General features: G+C 69.1%; 11 protein-coding genes and 1 pseudogene. 9 read left to right on the top strand and 3 right to left on the bottom strand.

The window, feature by feature from the left end; translation table 11 throughout:
- The first annotated feature begins 13 nt into the window (after positions 1-13).
- Entirely contained in the window at positions 14-1354 is a 1341-nt protein-coding gene (locus tag OHA11_RS42260; RefSeq protein ID WP_266505999.1) for an esterase-like activity of phytase family protein, read from the top strand.
- A gap of 46 nt (positions 1355-1400) precedes the next feature.
- Here the strand turns inward: OHA11_RS42260 and OHA11_RS42255 are convergent, their stop codons facing one another.
- Positions 1401-2012, bottom strand: a complete 612-nt coding sequence (locus OHA11_RS42255; RefSeq protein WP_266505996.1) for a hypothetical protein — start codon at positions 2010-2012, stop codon at positions 1401-1403.
- Between the two features lie 432 nt (positions 2013-2444).
- Positions 2445-3611 carry a xylose isomerase gene (gene xylA / locus OHA11_RS42250; protein ID WP_266505993.1) on the bottom strand — a complete coding sequence of 389 codons (1167 nt, stop codon included), beginning with the start codon at positions 3609-3611 and terminating at the stop codon, positions 2445-2447.
- Between the two features lie 189 nt (positions 3612-3800).
- Here xylA and xylB point away from each other — a divergent pair, with 189 nt between their 5' ends.
- From xylB to OHA11_RS42220, 6 genes are all read left to right on the top strand, one after another.
- A complete protein-coding gene (gene xylB / locus OHA11_RS42245; RefSeq protein ID WP_266505990.1) occupies positions 3801-5246 on the top strand; it encodes a xylulokinase in 1446 nt (481 codons plus the stop codon).
- Positions 5247-5398: 152 nt separating this feature from the next.
- Positions 5399-6625, top strand: coding sequence for an ROK family transcriptional regulator (locus tag OHA11_RS42240; protein WP_266505987.1), 1227 nt, complete (start codon positions 5399-5401; stop codon positions 6623-6625).
- Between the two features lie 468 nt (positions 6626-7093).
- The gene (locus tag OHA11_RS42235) at positions 7094-8107 is read left to right on the top strand and encodes an acetamidase/formamidase family protein (RefSeq protein WP_266507813.1); all 1014 of its coding nucleotides are present in this window, start codon (positions 7094-7096) and stop codon (positions 8105-8107) included.
- Between the two features lie 116 nt (positions 8108-8223).
- Positions 8224-8835, top strand: a complete 612-nt coding sequence (locus OHA11_RS42230) for an N-acetylmuramoyl-L-alanine amidase (protein WP_266505978.1) — start codon at positions 8224-8226, stop codon at positions 8833-8835.
- 152 nt (positions 8836-8987) lie between these two features.
- Positions 8988-10292 carry a GAF domain-containing protein gene (locus tag OHA11_RS42225; protein WP_266505975.1) on the top strand — a complete coding sequence of 435 codons (1305 nt, stop codon included), beginning with the start codon at positions 8988-8990 and terminating at the stop codon, positions 10290-10292.
- Between the two features lie 298 nt (positions 10293-10590).
- Complete coding sequence (locus tag OHA11_RS42220) at positions 10591-12114, top strand: aldehyde dehydrogenase family protein (protein ID WP_266505972.1); 1524 nt, start codon at positions 10591-10593, stop codon at positions 12112-12114.
- Between the two features lie 62 nt (positions 12115-12176).
- On the opposite strand, the gene OHA11_RS42215 is transcribed toward OHA11_RS42220, so the two are convergent.
- The gene (locus OHA11_RS42215) at positions 12177-12986 is read right to left on the bottom strand and encodes an integrase (protein ID WP_266505969.1); all 810 of its coding nucleotides are present in this window, start codon (positions 12984-12986) and stop codon (positions 12177-12179) included.
- Positions 12987-13716: 730 nt separating this feature from the next.
- Between OHA11_RS42215 and OHA11_RS42210 the strand changes: the two are divergent.
- Positions 13717-14199 (top strand): annotated as a pseudogene (locus OHA11_RS42210) (PASTA domain-containing protein); the annotation flags it as partial.
- Between the two features lie 69 nt (positions 14200-14268).
- On the top strand, positions 14269-14796 hold the full coding sequence (locus OHA11_RS42205) for an exonuclease domain-containing protein (protein ID WP_266505960.1): 528 nt from the start codon (positions 14269-14271) through the stop codon (positions 14794-14796).
- The last annotated feature ends 445 nt before the right edge of the window (positions 14797-15241 follow it).

Raw genomic sequence — 15241 nt, 5'->3', positions numbered from 1 at the left:
CTCTGGAGGCCCCATGTCCCCGTACGCCGCAGGCCGGCGCCGCGTCCACCGTTCCGTCGCCGCGGGCGTGCCGCTCGCCCTGCTGGCCGCTCTCGCGGTGGCGGGCACGGCGGTGGGCGCGCCCTCCGGGGACGCGCGTGTCACGGGCTCCGCGACGCTCGGCGACATTCCGCTCGGCACGTTCAGCAACGGGCTGCTGCCGGGCACGGTGGGCGACGACCGGGGCGTGGATCTCGGCGGCATCGGCAGCGACATCTACCCCGCGGGCCGCAAGGGCGAGTTCTGGACGGTCACCGACCGCGGCCCGAACGGCCAGATCAAGGTGCCAGGCGAGAAGCGCCGCACCTTCCCCGTGCCCGGCTTCGACCCGGCGATAGTGAAGATCCGGGTGTCCGGTGGCTCCGTGCAGGTGCTGGACGCGATCCCGATCACCACCTCCTCCGGGAAGCCCGTCACGGGCCTGTCCAACCAGAAGAGGCGCGACGAGGCGCCGTACTCGTACGACGCGAAGGCACCACTCTCGTACAACCCGAACGGTCTGGACACGGAGGGGATCGTGCGGGCGGCGGACGGCAGCTTCTGGCTCGTCGACGAGTACGGACCCTCGCTGATCCATGTCTCCGCGCGCGGGAAGGTACTCACGCGGTACGTGCCCAAGGGGCTGACCCTGACCGGTGCGGGCTACCCGGTGGTCGAGGCGCTGCCCGCCGTCCTGCTGCACCGGAAGATCAACCGGGGCTTCGAAGGCCTCGCCCAACTTCCGGGAGGGGACCTGGTGATAGCCGTACAGAGCCCGCTGTCCCTGCCGGACACCGACGCGGGCGAGGCGTCGCTGACGGCGCGTCTGCTGCGCTTCTCGCCGAAGAAGCGGACTGTCACCGCCGAATACGCGTACCGGTTCGACCCGGTGAACGTCGTCGACCCGAGCGAGGACGACCCTTCCGAGCTGAAGATCTCCTCCGTGGTCGCCGTCGGCCGCGGCCGGCTGCTCGTCGAGGAACGCACCGACAAGGCCGCCCGGTTGCAGATCGTGAAGCTGAGCCGTGGTGCGGACATCCTCGGGGACAAGTGGGACGACGACAGGACGTCCCCCTCCCTGGAGCAGCTCGACGACCCGGCGGCCTCCGGTGTTCCGGTGCTGCGCAAGCGTCTTGTCGTCGACCTCGGCGCGGTGAAGGGGGTGCCCGGGAAGATCGAAGGCGTCGCGCGCGTGGATCACGACACGCTCGCGCTCATCAACGACAACGACTTCGGGATGACGGACGGGCCGGAGGCGTTCGACGCCCAGGGACGACTGGTGGACAGCGGGATCGAGACCACCGTGACGTACGTACGGCTGCCGCGCGGGATCTGAACGTCCGTCTCCGCTCAGCGTTTTCGTACCTCCACGCGCGCGTGGCTCACTTCAGCGGTTTGGTGAGTTTGCGGTTCCCGACACCGACGTCGGCGGCCAGGCTGCAGGCGACGTTGTCTATGCCGAGCTTGAATCCCGTGGGGTCGGGATACTGCACCACGGTGCCGCGTACCGTGCCGGCGGGCTGCTTGGCCGCCTTGGTGTCCAAGGGTTTCGCGCAGAGGGCCGACGCCGCCTTCTTGAGGGCGGCGTCGGTCGTGTACGTGCCTTCCAACTCGGCGACCGTGACGACCTCGGCGTCATGGGCCGCGCTGCACGAACGCTTCGCGGCCTGGCCGGGCTTGGTGTCGTCGATGTTGAAGCAGTCTCCGGTCCGCAACATGTAGTAGGGCACTTCGTCGCTCGCGAGGGAGGGGAGCAGCGACTCCAGGTCGGTCGGGAGACTGCTGGGCAGGTCGGACGGCACGTCGGTGGGCAGAGAAGGCAGCTCGCTGGGCAGTTCCGACGGGATGCTCAGCGAAGGCGACGGCAGCCCGCTGGTGGAGTTGCTCTCCGAGGGCGACTTCTTGTCGGACGAACCGTCGCCGCTGGTGGTCACCAGGGCGACCGCGGAGACGGCGCCGACCACCACGATCACGGCCACCACGAGGAAGAGCACGAAGCGGCGCCGCCCAGGTCCACCCGGTGGTCCGGGAGTCGGCGACGGCGGTGGCGGTGGCGGCTGCCAGCTTCCGCCGCCCTGCCACAGCGGACCGCTGCCTCCAGGAGGGGGGCCGTAACCCTCTGGAGGGGGTCCGAAGCCTTCGGGCAGCGGGCCGAACCCACCGTTGCCCGAAGGCGGCGTGTTGTCCGGCGGACGAGGAGGCTGGGGCGGTAAGGGCGGCGTGGCCATACGGTCAAGAGTCGCCTCAAACCGGTCACGATGCGACCCCTGCGCGGAACTTGATACGGACTCATGGCGTGGATCGCATGATTCCGGAGGATTCCGCGCAGGAGCCCCCGACCGCCTCCGACCGAGTTCCGGCCAGGTCCCGGCCAAGTCCCGACCGAACTCCGATCGAACTCCGATCGAACGGAAACCCGAGGGGAATCAGCCCCGGGCGCCCAGCAGATGATCCATGGCCAGCTGGTCCAGGTGCTCGAACGCCATCCCGCGCGCGGCGGCCGTCTCGGCGTCGAAGTCCTCGAAGGCCCCACGGTCGGCGAGCAGCGCCTGGAGGCCGTCAGCGGCAGTGGGCTGCGCGAGTTCGTCCAGACGCGAGGCGCGCAGGGCCTCCTGGACCTCGGGGTCGGCCCGGAAGGCGGCCGTCCGCTCGCGCAGGATCAGGTAGTTGCGCATACAGCCGGCGGCAGACGCCCACACGCCGTCGAAGTCCTCGGTCCGCGGCGGCTTGAAGTCGAAGTGCTTCGGGCCCGCGTAACCGGCCGACTCCAGGAGGTCGACGAGCCAGAACGCGGACCGCAGATCGCCCGCTCCGAAGCGCAGGTCCTGGTCGTACTTGATGCCGGACTGACCGTTGAGGTCGATGTGGAAGAGCTTGCCCGCCCACAGGGCCTGGGCGATGCCGTGCGGGAAGTTCAGCCCCGCCATCTGCTCGTGGCCCACCTCCGGGTTGACGCCGTACATCTCCGGCCGCTCCAGGCGCTCGATGAACGCCAGGGCGTGACCGACCGTCGGCAGGAGGATGTCGCCGCGGGGCTCGTTCGGCTTCGGCTCGATCGCGAAGCGCAGGTCGTAGCCCTGGGAGGTCACGTACTCGCCAAGAAGGTCGAAGGCCTCCTTCATGCGGTCGAGCGCGACCCGCACGTCCTTGGCGGCGCCGGACTCGGCGCCCTCGCGGCCGCCCCAGGCGACGTAGATCTGCGCGCCCAGTTCCACCGCCAGGTCGATGTTGCGGATCGTCTTGCGCAGGGCGTAGCGGCGTACGTCCCGGTCGTTGGCGGTGAACGCGCCGTCCTTGAAGACGGGGTGCGTGAAGAGGTTCGTGGTGGCCATCGGCACGGTCATGCCGGTGGTGTCGAGGGCCTGCCGGAAGCGCTTGATATGCGACTCGCGCTCGGTGTCCGAGGACCCGAAGGGGATCAGGTCGTCGTCGTGGAAGGTCACTCCGTAGGCGCCGAGTTCCGCCAGGCGCTGCACGGACTCGACCGGGTCCAGGGCGGCCCGGGTGGCGTCGCCGAACGGGTCCCTTCCCTGCCAGCCGACGGTCCACAGGCCGAAGGTGAACCTGTCCTCGGGGGTGGGCTGGTAGTTCATGCCGCGGCTCCTTACTTGCTCCGACTATTTCGTCATGGCGCTTAACAAATTAGTATGCGTAGGCATCTCTGGGAAGAGACATGATGTCCTCGAACAGGGGCGAGGAGTGGAATCCGTGCCGCGTGGGCCCGGATACACCCCTAAAACACCAGGTCAGATCCCGCGGAGCCGCGGAAGAGGGAGAGCTCGATGTCAGCAGCCGAGGGTCCGCTCGTCGTCGGCGTGGACACGTCCACCCAGTCCACCAAGGCCCTGGTCGTGGACGCGGCCACCGGCGAAGTCGTGGCGAGCGGCCAGGCGCCGCACACCGTCTCCTCCGGAGCTGGCCGCGAGAGCGATCCGCGGCAGTGGTGGGACGCACTGTGCGAGGCACTGCACCAGTGCGGGGACGCGGCACGCGAGGCCGCCGCGGTGTCCGTGGGCGGCCAGCAGCACGGGCTCGTCACGCTCGACGCCCACGGCGACCCGGTACGCCCGGCCCTCCTGTGGAACGACGTACGCTCGGCGCCACAGGCCCGCCGGCTCGTGGAGGAGCTCGGCGGCCCGAAAGCCTGGGCCGAGCGCACCGGCAGTGTGCCGGGCCCGTCCTTCACGGTCACCAAGTGGGCATGGCTCGCGGAGCACGAGCCCGACGCCGTCCGCGCGACCGCCGCCGTGCGACTCCCCCACGACTACCTCACCGAGCGCCTCACGGGGCTGGGCACGACAGACCGCGGCGACGTCTCCGGAACGGGCTGGTGGGCGTCCGGCACGGAGGCGTACGACGAGGAGGTCCTCGGCCATGTGGGGCTCGACCCCGCCATGCTGCCCCGGGTGGTCCGTCCCGGCGAGGTCGTCGGAACCGTGCGCGACAGCGGTGACCTGCCCTTCTCCAAGGGCACACTGGTCGCCCCGGGCACCGGAGACAACGCCGCCGCGGCACTCGGACTCGGGCTGCGCCCAGGTACCCCGGTGCTCAGCCTCGGCACGTCCGGCACCGTGTACGCGGTCTCCGCGCACCGCCCCGCGGACCCGACCGGCACCGTGGCGGGTTTCGCGGACGCGTGCGGCGACTGGCTGCCGCTGGCCTGCACCCTCAACTGCACGCTCGCGGTGGACCGCGTCGCCGCCCTGCTGGGCATCGACCGCGAGGCCGTCGAGCCGGGCACGAGCGTGACCCTGCTTCCCTACCTGGACGGCGAGCGCACTCCTGACCTCCCGCACGCCTCGGGCCTGCTGCACGGGCTGCGGCACGACACGACTCGCGGACAGCTGCTCCAGGCCGCGTACGACGGGGCGGTCCACTCGCTGCTCGGCGCTCTGGACCTGGTGCTCGACGAGGACGCGGACCGTTCGGCGCCACTGCTGCTCATCGGCGGAGGAGCACGGGGAACGGCCTGGCAGCAGACCGTACGACGGTTGTCGGGGCGGCCCGTTCAGGTCCCCGAGGCCAAGGAACTGGTGGCGCTCGGTGCCGCCGCACAGGCCGCGGGCGTGCTGACCGGCGAGGACGCGGCGGCGGTGGCCCGGCGCTGGGACACGGCCCGCGGGCCGGTACTGGACGCCGTGGAGCGCGACGAGGCGGCGCTGGCGCGGATCGCCGGGGTACTCTCCGACGCGGCCCCGCTACTGGAGCGGGAGGCGAATCAGGACTGACGGCCACGCCTGAAGAGGCGGGTGCCGATCAACACCGACAGCGCCCTTCCGGAGGCGACGGGTTCTGGAGGCAACAGCACACGCATGGAGGCGTCGGCTCGCACGGGCAGAAGCAGCCCCGGGGCGACCGGCCGGATGGGACTGACGGAGGCATGACCGTACCGCTGCACGAGGCCCATCCCAGTAGTCCCGGCCGTCGGCTGCCCGACACACAACAGGGCATGCGGCGCCGCAACCTCTCGCGGGTGCTGCACGCCGTGAACGCCGAAGGGCCGCTGTCCCGTGCTGCCGTCGCCTCGCAGATCGGGCTCACGCGCGCGGCGGTCTCCACCCTCGTGGACGAGTTGATCCGCTCGGGACTCCTCGAAGAACTGGGTCCCGAGCGGCCGGGGCGGGTGGGGCGGCCCGGCTCGGCGCTCGCCCTCAGCGGGCGCGGTCCGGCGGGGATCGGTGCGGAGGTGGGCGTCGACCATCTCGCGGTGTGCGCGGTCGATCTGCGCGGCGAGGTACGGGCGCGGGCAGTTCGGCACGGCACCAATCGTGGCCGGTCGCCCGAACCGGTGCTGCGGGAACTGACCGAGTTGATACAGCAGGTCGTCGCCGAGGCGGCCCAGGAGGGCCTGCGGCCCGCGGGACTCGCCGTCGCCGTGCCCGGCCTGGTGGCGCGCGACACCCGGACTGTGGTTCGCGCCCCCAACCTCGGCTGGCACGACACGGACCTCGGCGCACTGCTGCCGGACGAGCTCCCACTGACCGTCGACAACGAGGCGAACTTCGGCGGACTGGCCGAGCTCTGGCTCAACGAGGCCGCGCCGCGCGACTTCGTGCACGTCTCCGCCGAGATCGGCATCGGCGGGGCGGTGGTCGTGGACGGGCGGCTGTTGCGGGGGACGCATGGCTTCGCGGGCGAGTTGGGGCATGCTCCGGTGCGTCCCGAGGGGCCCGCGTGTGCGTGCGGCGGGCGCGGCTGTCTGGAGCAGTACGCGGGCGAGGAGGCCGTACTGCGCGCCGTCGGCCTGGAACCGGGCGAGGACGGCGTCGGCCTGCTGGCCGAGCGGGCGGGGCAGGGCGACGAGGACGTACGGCGCGCCCTGCGTGACGCCGGGACCGCTCTGGGCATCGCGCTGACCGGCGCCGTCAACCTGCTGGACCCCGAGGCCGTCGTACTGGGCGGGGCGCTGTCCGGGCTCGCGCCCTGGCTGTTGCCGTCGCTGGAGCGGGAGTTGGCCCGCAGAGCAACGGGGCCCGCCTGCGCGGTGTCCGTCTCCCGGCTCGGTTCCGAGGGCCCGCTGTTGGGTGCCGCGCACTCGGTCGTGCGGGCCGTGATGGACGATCCGGGTGCGGTGGGTGCGGTGACCGCGGTGGGTGGCGGGGCGTAGGGCTGCGGGCGTTGTGGGCGACCGGGTCGGGAGGTGCTCGGCTTGATCTTCCCTTCGGCTTCGGATTCACCTTGGCCCTCGGCTTCGGCTTTGGTTTCGGCTTTGACTTCACCTCGGCTCTCAGCCCTCGGCATTGGCATTGGCATTGGCATTGGCTGACGAGCGGGCCTGTCGCAGGCTCTCCTCGCTGGCGCCCCGTGCCTCAATACCCCGTGCGGGTGACGGAGTTGTCCACAGTCACGGCGTTGTCCACGGTCCTGAGAGCGTTCTTCCTCCCCAACCGACGAGAGCCGTACCGTGATTCACGCGAGACGCCGCCGTCGGACGGACGGAGGCGGGTCTGGGCAGGCGGCGCCGGTGTCGTACGGGGACTCGGTAGTCGCTGCCTGGATGATGGCCGCAGTGGTGGTCCTCGTGGTGCTGCTGCGACCTCGTCCCCCGCTCTTCGGCAGAACGGAGCTGTGCACCATGAGCGACCTGCGGATCCTGACCGTACGTCCCGAACCCGGCGAGTACGCGTGGACGTTCGGCGGAGCGCCGCCCGTGGCGCGTATCGCGCCCGGCACGGTTCTCGACCTCTATACGGAGGACTGCTTCGCCGGGCGGGTCCGGTCGGAGAAGGACCTGGTGTCCGAGGTGTGCGAGTTCCCGTTCCTCAATCCGCAGACGGGGCCGTTCCATGTGGAGGGCGCGGAGCCGGGCGACACGGTCGCCGTGCACTTCGTGTCGATCGAACCGGCGCGGGACTGGGCAGCGTCGACAACGGTCCCGCTGTTCGGGGCCCTCACGTCCACACACACCACGGCCACGCTGCAACCTCCGCTGCCGGAGGCCGTGTGGATCTGGCAGCTCGACCGAGCGCGCCGCACCGCACTGTTCAGCGCACGCGACAGCGACATCCAGATCGAGCTGCCCATGGACCCGATGCACGGCACCGTCGGTGTGGCGCCCGCCAACCTGGAGGTGCGCTCCGCCCTGGTACCGGACGCCCACGGCGGGAACATGGACACACCCGAGATGCGAGCGGGCGTCACCTGCTACCTCGGAGTGAACGTCGAAGGGGCGCTGCTGAGCCTCGGGGACGGGCACGCGCGGCAGGGTGAAGGCGAGACATGCGGGGTCGCCGTCGAGTGTGCGATGAACACCGTGGTGATCGTCGAGTTGCTCAAGGGGGTCGCCACTCCGTGGCCCCGCATCGAGTCCGACACCCACATCATCTCGACCGGTTCGGCGCGCCCCTTGGAGGACGCGTTCCGCATATCGCAGCTCGACCTGGTGCAGTGGCTGGTGCGCGACTACGGGTTCAGTGAGTTGGACGCGTACCAGTTCGCGACCCAGACCGTCGAATCGCCGCTCGCCAATGTCTGCGACACGAACTACACGTGCGTGGCCAAGCTCCGAAAGGAATGGCTGCCCAAGCGGGAGACCCACCGGGGACTCCACGCCCAGCTACGCGAAACGGCCGCCGCGCTGGGACGTTGAATCGCCCTACCGCCACCGCCAACCCTGCCACCGCCCCCGCAATCCCGCACGGGCTCCCAGGACAGACACCCGCACCACTCCCGTCCCCATCCCCGCTCCCACCGAGAGGCTCTCTTATGGACCGAGCCAAGTTCCTGCCCATGTCCCTTCCCAGCCGGCGGCGCCTGCTGCAGAGTGCGGCCCTCGCAACGCTCTCCACGGCGTTACTCCCCATCACCCGGGCAGGCGCGAAGCCCCAGGGGATCGACTACCCGCCTTCCGAGTGGTCACCGGCGAGCACGTCCAACTACACGGTGGCCAACCGCCCGACGAGCCATCCGGTCGACTTCGTGATCATCCACGTGACGCAGGCGACCTACTCGGACACTCTGGCCATCTTCCAGAACCCCAACAAGCAGGTGTCCGCGCACTACGTCGTCCGGTCGGGCGACGGTCACATCGCGCAGATGGTGCGCGAGCGCGACATCGGATGGCACGCGGGCAACTGGGACTACAACACCCGCAGCATCGGCATCGAGCACGAGGGCTGGGTGGACAAGCCCGCGTACTTCACCAACGCGATGTACGAGGAATCAGCGAAGCTCACCGCGGCGATCTGCACCAAGTACGGGATCCCCAAGGACCGCTCGCACGTCCTCGCGCACTACGAGGTACCAGGCAGCGACCACACCGACCCGGGCCCGCACTGGGATTGGACGCGTTACATGAGACTGGTCAACTTCGCCTGACCAGCGTTCCGTTGGAAGAAGAGTTGAAAGAAGAGAGAAGAGAGGGGTGCAAGAGAATCGAGGGAGGAGAGTTCCAGAAACCCACCTCGGGTTGTGGTGGGCTGGATCGGGAGCAGCCGCGGCACTTGTCCGCATCCGCCACCGGAGTGACGATGTCCCCAGCCGCACAGCCTTCCGGGGAGGCCGAATTGACCGATCCATGGGTTGCCCTCGAACCGGGTGCCGATCCCGTCGAGCGACTCCGTGTGCTGCGCCGCGCGCACGAGACGTTCGCGGAGGCGGGCACGGTGCCGCGGCGGGTGCGGTCCGTGGTGGCCGACTCGTGGCGGCGTTCGGCACGGGCCGGGGTCGGGCCGGACGGGTCCGCGTGTGTGGAGCTCACCGACGGAGATCTCGGGTCGTACCGGGCGGAGCACGAGTTGGCGCGGGTGATGCCGCTGTTCCGTGAGCTCATGGGGACGTTCGCGGCGGACGGCGAACATCTCCTCGCGGTGTGCGACGCGCAGGGCAGGCTCCTGTGGGTCGAGGGCCATCCCGGGACACGGCAGAAGGCGGACGGGATGAACTTCGTGCCGGGTGCGAGGTGGGCGGAGTCGGCGGTGGGGACGAACGCTCCGGGTACGGCGGTCGCGCTCGACCGGCCCGTGCAGGTGTTCGCCGCGGAGCACTTCATCCGGCGCGTTCAAGGGTGGACGTGCGCGGCGGCTCCGGTACACGATCCGCGTACCGGACGGCTGCTCGGCGCGGTGGACATCACCGGCGGGGACGGGCTGGCGCATCCGCACAGCCTGGGTTTCGTGCAGGCCGTGGCCCGCGCCGCGGAGTCCCAACTGGCGCTGCTCACCCCGGCCCCGACCATGACCGACGTGCTCGAACTGACCGCGCTGGGCCGGGACGAGGCACTGCTCGTCGTAGGCGGCAGGAAGGTGCGCCTGAGCCGCAGGCACAGCGAGATCCTGGTGCTGCTGTCCCGGCACCCCGAGGGCCTGACCGGCGACGAGTTGCTGTGCGCGCTGTACGAGGACGAGTCGGTGACGCCGGTGACGTTGCGCGCGGAGCTGGCCCGCCTGCGCCGGCTCCTCGGGGCGGGGACGCTTGGTTCGCGGCCGTATCGGCTCACGGTTCCGGTCGAGTCCGACGTCGAGGTGGTGGAGCGCAAGCTCGGCGTCGGCGCGGTCACGGCGGCGGTGTCGGCGTACGCCGGACCCTTGCTGCCGGGTTCGCGGGCCCCGGCGGTGGCGCGGCTGCGTCGTCGCCTCGCGGATGGACTGCGTGCGGCGCTCGTCACGGGCCGCGACCCCGATCTGCTGGCGGACTGGGCGCAGGCGCCGTGGGGCGAGGACGACCTCGAAGCATGGCGGGCACTCGCCGCGATACGGCCGACGCCGCCGGTACGGGCACGTCTGGAGGAGTTGGAGGCCGAACAGTCCGCGACTCCCGGACGGGTTCTGCGCTGAGGGCCGTCCACCTCTCGTTGATGGCCACGAGGCCCGCTCACGCCAACGGCAACAACACCGACCAGCAACAACAGGGTCCGCCGCACCCAAGCTCGCTTCCCTACGCCCATGCCCATTCCTACGCCCCGCGCAGATACCCCCACTCCGACGCCCCACAAGTCCTCAGCCGGCAAGTCGTCAGCCCACGGGGCCGCGTCCCTGCCCGCCCTCGGCGCAACGTACCTGCAACCTCCCCGCACCTACCCTCGCGCCGAGAGCCGTCCAACGGCGGGCGGTCCTTCCACGGGAGGCAGAGCACATGACCCGTTACGCGGCGCCCGGCACCGAGGGCGCGATCGTCTCCTACCAGGCGCGGTACGACCACTTCATCGGCGGCGAGTACGTGCCGCCGGCCCGCGGGCAGTACTTCGAGAACCCGAGTCCGGTGAACGGGCAGCCGTTCACCGAGATCGCGCGGGGCACGGCGGAGGACGTGGAGCGCGCGCTGGACGCGGCGCACGCAGCCGCACCCGCGTGGGGCCGTACGTCGGTGACCGCGCGCGCCGACGTCCTCCTCAAGGTCGCCGACCGGATGGAGGCGAACCTGGAGAAGCTCGCGGTCGCGGAGAGCTGGGAGAACGGCAAACCGGTCCGCGAGACGCTGGCCGCCGACATCCCCCTGGCCATCGACCACTTCCGCTACTTCGCGGGGGCGATCCGCGCCCAGGAGGGCTCGCTCGGCGAGGTCGACGACGACACCGTGGCGTACCACTTCCACGAGCCGCTGGGCGTCGTGGCGCAGATCATCCCGTGGAACTTCCCGATCCTGATGGCGGTGTGGAAGCTGGCCCCGGCGCTCGCCGCGGGCAACGCGGTCGTCATCAAGCCCGCCGAGCAGACCCCGGCATCGATCCACTACTTGATGAGCCTGGTCGCGGATCTGCTGCCACCGGGCGTCGTGAACATCGTCAACGGCTTCGGGGTCGAGGCGGGCAAGCCCCTGGCGTCCAGCCCGCGCGTGGCGAAGGTCGCCTTCACCGGTGAGACCACGACGGGCCGGCTGATCATGCAGTACGCCTCCGAGAACATCAAGCCGGTCACGCTCGAACTCGGCGGCAAGTCGCCGAACATCTTCTTCGACGACGTATGGGCGCGGGACGACGACTTCCGGGACAAGGCGCTCGAAGGCTTCACGATGTTCGCGCTGAACCAGGGCGAGGTGTGCACCTGCCCGTCCCGGGCGCTCGTCCAGCAGGGCCACTACAGCGAGTTCCTCGACGCGGCGGTCGCCCGTACCGAGCAGATCAAGCCCGGCCATCCGCTCGACACCGAGACGATGATCGGTGCCCAGGCCTCCAACGACCAGCTGGAGAAGATCCTTTCCTACCTGGACATCGGCCAGCAGGAGGGGGCCAAGGTCCTGACGGGCGGTCACCGTATCGAGTACGACGGTGAGCTGGCGGGCGGCTACTACGTCCAGCCGACGATCTTCCAGGGCGACAACCGGATGCGGATCTTCCAGGAGGAGATCTTCGGCCCGGTCGTGTCGGTCACGTCGTTCGCGGACTTCGACGACGCCATCAAGATCGCCAACGACACGCTGTACGGGCTGGGGGCCGGTGTGTGGACGCGGGACATCAACACGGCGTACCGCGCGGGCCGTTCGATCCAGGCGGGCCGGGTGTGGACCAACTGCTATCACACGTACCCGGCGCACGCGGCGTTCGGCGGCTACAAGCAGTCCGGCATAGGCCGTGAGAACCACAAGATGATGCTGGAGCACTACCAGCAGACGAAGAATCTACTGGTGTCGTACTCGGCGAAGAAGCTGGGCTTCTTCTAAAGGCAAACGAAAGGGTGCCTGACCTGGGGAAACTCCCGTCAGGCACCCTTCCGAGCCATCATTCAGGCAACAAGGCGAAATGCTTCCTTACTCCGACTTTGCCCCACAGCCATCCCGCCGCTGACCAGTTGGTCCGGGGTATTTCCGGGCCAACTCACTGATAACTCGGCCTCATCCGACGCTGGAGACTCCTCCCAACGGTTCATGGAGTCCTCGATCAGTTGGTTGGCACGGTCGCGTGTTCCAGCCAGGAACTTCGCGTAGTACCGGAAGAGCACCTGGATGCTCTGCCCGGCCCTGCGCGCGCACTCGGCCGGGTCCACGCCCGAGGCCAGCCAAAAGGAAATGCCGGCATGACGCAGGCCATATGGGCGCTTCGCCAGGTTCAACACGTGTTCGTCCATGGCGAGAGCGGCCTCCCTCGCACGCCCCCAGGTGATGCCGTAGGCAGCGGCGTCGATGTAGTTACCGGCGGCGTTCTGGAAGATCCGGCCGTCAGCGGTTACCCCGAATCGGGCGATATGCTCAATGAGCATCCGCACGAGCACCGGCGGGATGGGAACAGGACGAGTGGTCTTCGCGGAGCGACGCTTCAGCGAGTGCGTTTCATGGACAGCGCCGTCGTCCGACCATTCCTTTCCTGCGGTGACGATGCCTCCTTTGAGGTTGAGCAGCCCCCAGCCGGTTCGGGGAAGTCGGCACTGGGACTTCCTGAGGTTGATGACTTCTGCCGGGCGCATCCCGGCGTAGTACATGCAGCCGAAGAAGGCGTAGAGATGGGGGCCACGCCCCGGAAGCTGCCGTACCGCTCCCAGCAACCGCCTCACCTGCACGGGATTTGGCACGCAGTCAGGGTCGACTTCGTCATCCACCGCAGGGGCCGTCCGCCGTAGGCCGATGAGCGGGTTGTGGGTGAAGTAGCCTCGCTCCACAGCATCAGCGAAGACCTCGTTGACAGCGGCTCTCTTGCGCTTGGTCGTCTTGGCCGCCGTGTCAATCCCCCGGTTTCGTGGAGACCTTCCTATGCGGCCAGCTCCTCGGTGAAGCCGACCCAGTAGTCGAGTTCGTAGTCGATCGGGCTCTGCCAGCCGCAGACGCTGTGCAGCCGGCGTGTGTTGTAGAAGTCGGTGTGGTTCAGGTTGTTTCACCACCAGTGCGGCGCCTCTCGAGGGCAGTAGGACAGGGCACCAACGAGCTGGCGTTCGGGTCGAGTGGGTGGCCGCGCGGCGGCGCCCGTTGTGGGCCCTCAAGGAGGCGTTCGCAGACGCCGCAGCAGGATCGAGGAGCGGACGCTCGCTGCTCAGGAAGGCTGAAGCCCCCGCCATCATCTGCCCGGCAGGGGCCTCAGTGACCCATCACGTGTCACGTTGCTGTCACCAACACCATCGATGCGCCTGGACCACAAAGGCCCCACCTGCATGAACAGCAGCGATGTAGACCACGTGAACGCCCGAAGGCGGCTTCTACGACATGTGCCATGTCGTACCGCAGGACTCGCACGCCAACACCACAGATCACGGACCAAGATCCGGACCAGGTGCGGACCAACTCGGCGAAGCCGCCAAGACGGCCAGCGACGACAAGCCGACTGCCGACGCGCCCAAGAAGGCGACCGTCCCCGACTTCGTCGGCATGGGCCTGCAGTCAGCCCGGGACAAAGCGCAGGGAGCCGGTCTCCATGGGCTCACATCCCACGACGCACTTGGCCGGGAACGTATGCAGGCGTTCGACCGGAACTGGAAGGTACACAGTCAGACCATGGAGGCTGGCGCCTTCAAGCCGACCGACACCGGCCTCGACTTCGGGGCGTTGAAGCTCAAGGAGGACTGCCCGGCGAAGAACGAGAAGCCGCCGACCGCTGAAGGCGGCAAGGTGCCGAACTTCGCCGGCAAGTCGGTCAAGGCCGCGCGCTCCGCCCTGGACTCCGGTGTCTCCCTCACGGTGAAGGATGCCCTGCCGGACGACCGCTGGGTACTGGTCGAATCGAATTGGAAGGTGTGCACGCAGGAGCCGGCCGCGGGCACATCGCTCAACGGGCAGCCGGTCACTCTCAAGGCGGTCAAGTTCGAGGAGTCCTGTCCCTGACCGTCAGTCGGGCTGCAGTAGGGCACACGACGCCACGTAAGTCACCGAGTTGATTGGGTAACCCACGCGATGAGTCTCGTCTCTGCTGGCTTGGATATACCCACCGCAAGTGACTACGCCTGCGACTGGGCGCTGATCGATGTAGAAACCTCAGTACTCGTACCCCGACGGGACCGAATGCTGTCCGTCGCGGTGGTGACGATCAGCCCGGAAGGCGAACAGTCCGGAGAGTTCTCGACCCTGCTCAACCCTGGATGCGACCCGGGGCCGGTCGAGGTACACGGGCTCACGGCTGAGCGACTGCGGGGCGCTCCGACCTTCGCCCACCTCCTCCGTGATCTTTGGCGGCCGGGAGCTGCCCGAGGTCGTCATGAGGCGATCGCATCCGGGCGACCAGCAACCCAGGGCATCCCTTGTCGGGGTTGGCCCGGGGATCCGTCCGGCCTGCCTCGTCCCTCATTCGCCACCCACCACCGTATCCCCGTCGAACCGCAGCGACGTGATCCGCGACTCGTCGACCCACTCCCGGAGGGTGTCCAGTGCAGCGGGCTCAAGTTTCGTGGTGAAGAGGATGGCCAGGTGCTCTCTGGCCCGTGAGCATGCCACGTAGAAGAGGTTGCGTGCCCTGATGAACGCCTCCAGTTCCTTGTCCATCAGTTCGTCGCGCCGGGAGAAGTTAGCCAGCATCTCGGGGATCTGGAAGCGGGAGTGTCCCTTGCTGACCACGGCGAGGACCCGGTTGAACTCCAGTCCCTTGACTCCGTGTTGTGTGGCGAAGGGCGTGCCGCCGCCGAGGTGCTCGTTCAACGCCAGCAACTCCGCGTACGGCACCTGGCGCAGTTGTTGGTACTCCTTCGACCGCGCCGCCGCCCGGGCTTCGGCCTTGTCGTCACTCACAGCCTGCGGGTCGGTGTCGGATGGTGACACGGCCTTGCGGTGACGCTCGCGCACCTTCCCCAGGCCGTCGAAGAGCTGCTGCTCAAGACAGAGGTCGAGGACGTCGCCGACCGTGCCCGTCTTGCGGGCCTCCCCCAGTTTCGTC

This window comes from Streptomyces sp. NBC_00878, assembly GCF_026341515.1.
Taxonomy (GTDB): Bacteria; Actinomycetota; Actinomycetes; order Streptomycetales; family Streptomycetaceae; genus Streptomyces.
This window is presented reverse-complemented; position numbering and strand designations above follow the sequence as displayed.

Excerpts from the sequence above, each read along its gene's own strand:
- OHA11_RS42260 (WP_266505999.1), top strand. The coding sequence starts at position 14 with ATGTCCCCGTACGCCGCAGGCCGGCGCCGCGTCCACCGTTCCGTCGCC.
- xylA (WP_266505993.1), bottom strand. The coding sequence starts at position 3,611 with ATGAACTACCAGCCCACCCCCGAGGACAGGTTCACCTTCGGCCTGTGG.
- xylB (WP_266505990.1), top strand. The coding sequence starts at position 3,801 with ATGTCAGCAGCCGAGGGTCCGCTCGTCGTCGGCGTGGACACGTCCACC.
- OHA11_RS42240 (WP_266505987.1), top strand. The coding sequence starts at position 5,399 with ATGACCGTACCGCTGCACGAGGCCCATCCCAGTAGTCCCGGCCGTCGG.
- OHA11_RS42235 (WP_266507813.1), top strand. The coding sequence starts at position 7,094 with ATGAGCGACCTGCGGATCCTGACCGTACGTCCCGAACCCGGCGAGTAC.
- OHA11_RS42230 (WP_266505978.1), top strand. The coding sequence starts at position 8,224 with ATGGACCGAGCCAAGTTCCTGCCCATGTCCCTTCCCAGCCGGCGGCGC.
- OHA11_RS42225 (WP_266505975.1), top strand. The coding sequence starts at position 8,988 with ATGTCCCCAGCCGCACAGCCTTCCGGGGAGGCCGAATTGACCGATCCA.
- OHA11_RS42220 (WP_266505972.1), top strand. The coding sequence starts at position 10,591 with ATGACCCGTTACGCGGCGCCCGGCACCGAGGGCGCGATCGTCTCCTAC.
- OHA11_RS42205 (WP_266505960.1), top strand. The coding sequence starts at position 14,269 with ATGAGTCTCGTCTCTGCTGGCTTGGATATACCCACCGCAAGTGACTAC.